The following is a 4,999-nucleotide window of genomic DNA, read 5'->3' on the forward strand; positions in this document are numbered from 1 at the left end:
GCGCATTCTGGGTTCCGTGGGCGAGCCGATCAACCCGGAAGCCTGGGAGTGGTATTACCAAAAAATCGGCAACAGCCGCTGCCCGATTGTTGATACCTGGTGGCAGACGGAAACGGGCGGCTTTATGATCGCCCCGCTGCCTGGGGCGACCGAACTAAAGGCCGGTTCGGCCACCAAACCCTTCTTCGGCGTCCAGCCCGCGCTGGTCGACAACGAAGGCAACGCGCTGGAAGGGGCCTGTGAAGGCAACCTGGTGATCGTCGATGCCTGGCCGGGGTTGGCGCGCACGCTGTTCGGCGATCATGAACGCTTTGAACAAACTTACTTTTCCACCTTTAAGAACATGTATTTCAGCGGCGACGGTGCGCGACGCGACGAGGATGGCTATTACTGGATCACCGGCCGCGTGGATGACGTCCTGAACGTTTCCGGCCATCGACTGGGCACGGCAGAGATCGAATCTGCGCTGGTTTCGCATCCTAAAATCGCCGAAGCGGCCGTAGTCGGTATTCCTCACGCCATTAAAGGCCAGGCTATTTACGCCTATATCACGCTGAACAGCGGTGAAGAGCCAACGCCTGAGCTGTATACCGAGGTGCGCAGCTGGGTACGTAAAGAGATCGGCCCCATCGCTACGCCAGATGTCCTGCACTGGACAGACTCCCTGCCGAAAACACGCTCCGGGAAAATTATGCGCCGCATCCTGCGCAAGATTGCCGTTGGCGATACCACTAATTTAGGCGATACCTCAACGCTGGCCGATCCGGGCGTGGTGGAAAAACTGCTGGAGGAGAAACAGGGTATTACCCTGCCCTGAGCATAAGTAAAAAAGCATAAAGCGTCACCGGGCAGCGTATTAATTATCACGCTGCCCTTTATTTATCAGCTTCCCGATGATGAGGCATTACCGGCGCAGTCGCTCAATCAGCACGGTGGGCAAAGCCGGATCTCATAACAGCTCTTGCAATTATCTCTGGAGATTCTGTGATGAACGATAGATATCAGCGGATTGAAAAAAGTGCGCTTTTTAAAGAGCTGGTCAGAAAACGGCAGGCTTTCGCCACGCTGCTTTCGGTAATAATGCTTATTCTTTACGTCGGCTTTATTTTATTGATCGCTTTTGCGCCCGGCTGGCTGGGTACGCCGCTTGACGCCAATACGAGTGTAACCCGTGGGATCCCTATTGGCATTGGGCTGATTGTTATTTCTTTTCTTTTAACCGGTATTTATGTCTGGCGGGCCAATGGCGAATTCGACCGCTTAACCAAAGCCCTGTTGGATGAGGTGAAAGGATGAAACTTTTTCTTTATTTCGCCCTGCTGCTGCCGTTCACTTCGCGTGCCGCCGATGCTATTAGCGGCGCTGTTGAAAAACAGCCCACAAATATTGAAGCTATCGTGATGTTTCTGATATTTGTCACGGCCACGTTGGGTATCACCTGGTGGGCTTCCAAACGTACCCGTTCGCGCAGCGATTATTATACCGCAGGCGGTAATATTACCGGTTTTCAGAATGGCCTGGCGATGGCAGGTGACTTTATGTCCGCCGCGTCTTTCCTGGGCATTTCCGCACTGGTTTATACCTCTGGTTACGACGGCCTGATCTATTCGCTGGGTTTTCTGGTCGGCTGGCCGATTATCCTGTTTCTGATTGCCGAACGGCTGCGTAACCTGGGCCGCTACACCTTTGCCGACGTTGCATCCTATCGTCTGAAGCAGCTGCCTATCCGCACGCTGTCTGCCTGCGGGTCGCTGGTGGTGGTGGCGCTTTATCTGATTGCACAGATGGTGGGAGCGGGTAAGCTTATCCAGCTGCTGTTCGGCCTGGATTACCACGTTGCCGTGGTCATGGTAGGCATTTTGATGGTGCTCTACGTGCTGTTCGGCGGCATGTTAGCGACCACCTGGGTGCAGATTATCAAAGCGGTCTTGCTGCTGTTCGGCGCCAGCTTTATGGCGATCATGGTAATGAAAACCGTGGGCTTCAGCTTTAATAATCTCTTCACTCAGGCTATGGCGGTGCATCCAAAAGGCGTGGCTATTATGCGTCCTGGCGGGCTGGTGCACGACCCGATTTCCGCGCTGTCGCTCGGGCTGGGGCTGATGTTTGGTACGGCAGGTCTGCCGCATATTTTGATGCGTTTCTTTACCGTCAGCGACGCCCGCGAAGCGCGTAAAAGCGTCTTCTACGCGACCGGCTTTATGGGTTATTTCTATTTCCTGACCTTTATTATCGGTTTCGGTGCCATTCTGCTGGTCGGCGCTAATCCCGCCTTTAAGGATGCGACCGGCCTGCTGATTGGGGGAAACAATATGGCGGCGGTGCACCTGGCTGATGCGGTTGGCGGCAGCCTTTTTCTCGGCTTTATTTCTGCGGTAGCGTTCGCCACTATCCTGGCGGTGGTCGCTGGCCTGACGCTGGCAGGCGCCTCGGCAGTGTCGCACGACCTCTATGCCAGCGTGGTTAAAAAAGGTCAGGCAACCGAGAAGCAGGAGCTGCGCGTCTCAAAAATCACCGTGTTGGTGCTGGGAGTGGTGGCTATTGCGCTGGGTATTTTGTTTGAGAAACAGAATATTGCCTTTATGGTCGGGCTGGCCTTCTCGATTGCGGCAAGCTGTAACTTCCCGATTATTCTGCTGTCGATGTACTGGTCGAAACTGACCACAAGAGGCGCGATGGCGGGCGGCTGGCTGGGATTACTGACGGCGGTAGTGCTGATGATCCTGGGACCGACGGTGTGGGTGCAGGTGCTGGGCCACGCGAAGCCGGTATTCCCTTACGAGTATCCGGCGCTGTTTTCCATGCTGGTCGCTTTCATCGGCACCTGGTTTTTTTCCGTGACCGATCGTTCAGCATCAGGCCAACAGGAGCGTCAGCGTTTTCAGGCACAGTTTGTCCGTTCACAGACTGGCGTAGGGATTGAAAGCGGGAAAAGTCACTAGTAGGGGATTGTCACAGGCTAAAGCCAGAGCAGGCGTAAAGCGAGTCCGTTCAAAGCCGGACTCGCTGCCCTTTGCATCAGAAATGCAGAGAAGCACCAACGTATGGACCATCAGCAATCACGTTGTCTTTACGGCCATCTTTGCCGTTCATCGCCAGGTACTGATAACCCACGCGCACGTCAACCAGGGAGATTGGCTGGAAGCTTACGCCAGCGGAGGCTTCCTGATAGTTATCAATGTGGCTGGAGAAGGAATCCGGTGAGTAGTAATACTGGCCGAACACATTAAACATTTTGGTCACCGGCAGTCTCACGCCAGCGCCCACTGCTACCGCGTAGCCATCTTTACTGTTTTTTGGATTAGTAGAGATTGCCTTCACGCCAGGCGTAATAAACAAATCGCCCACTGCCACGTTGTAACCCAGACCCAGGCTACCCATGCTGCCGTCGTGATCGCTGCGCAACCAGTTACCGGTCAGCGCCAGGCCCGGGGTGTCAGCGCCCATGCCTGCGTATAAATTGGTATAATTACGACCAACGTCGACACCGCCTTCAATAGCCTGTGCTGAACCGGCCAGCGCCAGTAGCGCCAGAGCGCCTGCGGTAGTTGCCACTGCTTTCATATTATTCTCCTGATGAATGTACTCACGCCGTTTTCCCGACGGCCGCAAAGACTAAAGCATCAACCGAAAGAATTAAATGAGAATGCGATGAATCTCAAAGTTCGTTTAGTCACTATTGCTGTTACTGGCCATTCATCAGACCATCGTCCACATCAGGCGGCCTATCAGTGGCGCAATCACTACCGTGACTACCCCTGACAGCATCATAACCAGGCTGGCAACCACGCCCTCCTCCTGACCAATTTCATAGGCACGAGCGGTACCTGCGCCATGTGAAGCTGCACCAAACCCCGCGCCTTTCGCCAGCCCTTGCTTAACGGCAAGACGAATAAACAGCAGATCGCCTACGGCCATGCCGAACACGCCGGTAATCACCACAAACAGCGCCACCAGATCGGGCTGCCCGCCCAGTTGCTTCGCCGCTGCCAGCGCAAACGGCGTGGTAATTGACCGCACGGCCAGGCTGCGCTGGATCGCTTCCGGCAGCGTTAGCAGCCTTGCCAGCCATACCGAACTGCACACGGCGACCAGCGTGGCGGTCAGCACGCCTGCGCTAAGCGAGAGCCAGTGACGACGGATGATGGCGACATTTTCGTAAACCGGCACGGCGAAGGCCAGCGTAGCCGGGCCAAGCAGCCACAGCAGCCAGCGGTTTTCACCAATATAGCTTTGCCAGGAAATATGGGTCAGCAGCAGCAGCGCGACCAGCACCATTGGCGTCATCACCAGCGGCATCAGCAACAGCCTGTGCCAGCGACGATAAAGGCGCTTATTAAGGAAGTACACCAGCAGCGTGACCAGCAGGCAAAGCAGGCTGATAAAAAAACTATTCACCCCGACGCTCCTTTTTACGTTCCGCCAGCCAGATTTCAAAACGATAAACGCGGTCTACCACCAGCGCAGTAGCGGAAAGGACCAGCAGCGTACTGATCATGATAACCAGCATAATCCGCCAGCCGTCCACCCTGAGCAGCTGTGAGTAGTTAACAACCGCAACCACCGCCGGAATGAAAAACAGCAGCATTTCCGCCAACAACCACCGCGACCCGGCCTTCACCCACTTCAGAGGGAGCACGCGTAGCATAATCAGGGCGAGTAGCAGCAACATCCCGACGATATTGGCAGGTAACGGCAGGTGCAACCAGTCCACCAGCTGTTGCGCAACCAGGAAAAAAGCGACGTACAGCGCAACCTGCAGGGGGACCTGAATACGTTGCGGCCATGTGTTTTGCGGGCGTATCGCCAGTGTCATGATGGGGTTCTCTCTGAATAATGCGTAAAGAGAGTATAAAGCCGTACCAGAGGGTGAAAAAAATGACTTAATATTATCTGAACTATGCCCTACAGGAATGTTTATGGACGTCAGAGCCCTGCGCTATTTTGTGGAAGTGGTACGCCAGCAAAGTTTTACCCGTGCGGCAGAGCAACTGTACGT

The 4,999-nt window shown here is 54.8% G+C and carries 7 protein-coding genes; 4 read left to right on the plus strand and 3 right to left on the minus strand.

What is annotated here, in order from left to right; all coding sequences use genetic code 11:
- The 3 genes from RTK32_RS18905 to actP all read left to right on the plus strand — a co-directional run.
- The coding region (locus tag RTK32_RS18905; protein ID WP_312046695.1) for an AMP-binding enzyme at positions 1–817 on the plus strand (817 nt) is incomplete at its 5' end.
- 170 nt (positions 818–987) lie between these two features.
- A complete protein-coding gene (locus tag RTK32_RS18910; RefSeq protein WP_312046697.1) occupies positions 988–1,296 on the plus strand; it encodes a DUF485 domain-containing protein in 309 nt (102 codons plus the stop codon).
- The gene (gene actP, locus RTK32_RS18915) at positions 1,293–2,942 is read left to right on the plus strand and encodes a cation/acetate symporter ActP (protein WP_312046699.1); all 1,650 of its coding nucleotides are present in this window, start codon (positions 1,293–1,295) and stop codon (positions 2,940–2,942) included. The genes RTK32_RS18910 and actP overlap by 4 nt, the downstream gene beginning before the upstream one ends.
- 76 nt (positions 2,943–3,018) lie before the next feature.
- Here the strand turns inward: actP and RTK32_RS18920 are convergent, their stop codons facing one another.
- The 3 genes from RTK32_RS18920 to RTK32_RS18930 form a co-directional block, all read right to left on the minus strand.
- On the minus strand, positions 3,019–3,564 hold the full coding sequence (locus tag RTK32_RS18920) for a YfaZ family outer membrane protein (RefSeq protein ID WP_312046701.1): 546 nt from the start codon (positions 3,562–3,564) through the stop codon (positions 3,019–3,021).
- Positions 3,565–3,699: 135 nt separating this feature from the next.
- Positions 3,700–4,398, minus strand: coding sequence for an LrgB family protein (locus tag RTK32_RS18925; protein WP_312046703.1), 699 nt, complete (start codon positions 4,396–4,398; stop codon positions 3,700–3,702).
- On the minus strand, positions 4,391–4,816 hold the full coding sequence (locus RTK32_RS18930) for a CidA/LrgA family protein (RefSeq protein ID WP_312046705.1): 426 nt from the start codon (positions 4,814–4,816) through the stop codon (positions 4,391–4,393). Before RTK32_RS18930 ends, RTK32_RS18925 begins: the two co-directional genes overlap by 8 nt.
- 103 nt (positions 4,817–4,919) lie before the next feature.
- Here RTK32_RS18930 and RTK32_RS18935 point away from each other — a divergent pair.
- Positions 4,920–4,999 (plus strand): LysR family transcriptional regulator (locus RTK32_RS18935; RefSeq protein ID WP_312046707.1); only part of this gene is annotated, 80 nt, incomplete at its 3' end.

Source organism: Erwinia sp. (genome assembly GCF_031978025.1).
In the GTDB taxonomy this organism is placed as follows: Bacteria; Pseudomonadota; Gammaproteobacteria; order Enterobacterales; family Enterobacteriaceae; genus Erwinia.

Excerpts from the sequence above, each read along its gene's own strand:
- RTK32_RS18910 (WP_312046697.1), top strand. The coding sequence starts at position 988 with ATGAACGATAGATATCAGCGGATTGAAAAAAGTGCGCTTTTTAAAGAG.
- actP (WP_312046699.1), top strand. The coding sequence starts at position 1,293 with ATGAAACTTTTTCTTTATTTCGCCCTGCTGCTGCCGTTCACTTCGCGT.
- RTK32_RS18920 (WP_312046701.1), bottom strand. The coding sequence starts at position 3,564 with ATGAAAGCAGTGGCAACTACCGCAGGCGCTCTGGCGCTACTGGCGCTG.
- RTK32_RS18930 (WP_312046705.1), bottom strand. The coding sequence starts at position 4,816 with ATGACACTGGCGATACGCCCGCAAAACACATGGCCGCAACGTATTCAG.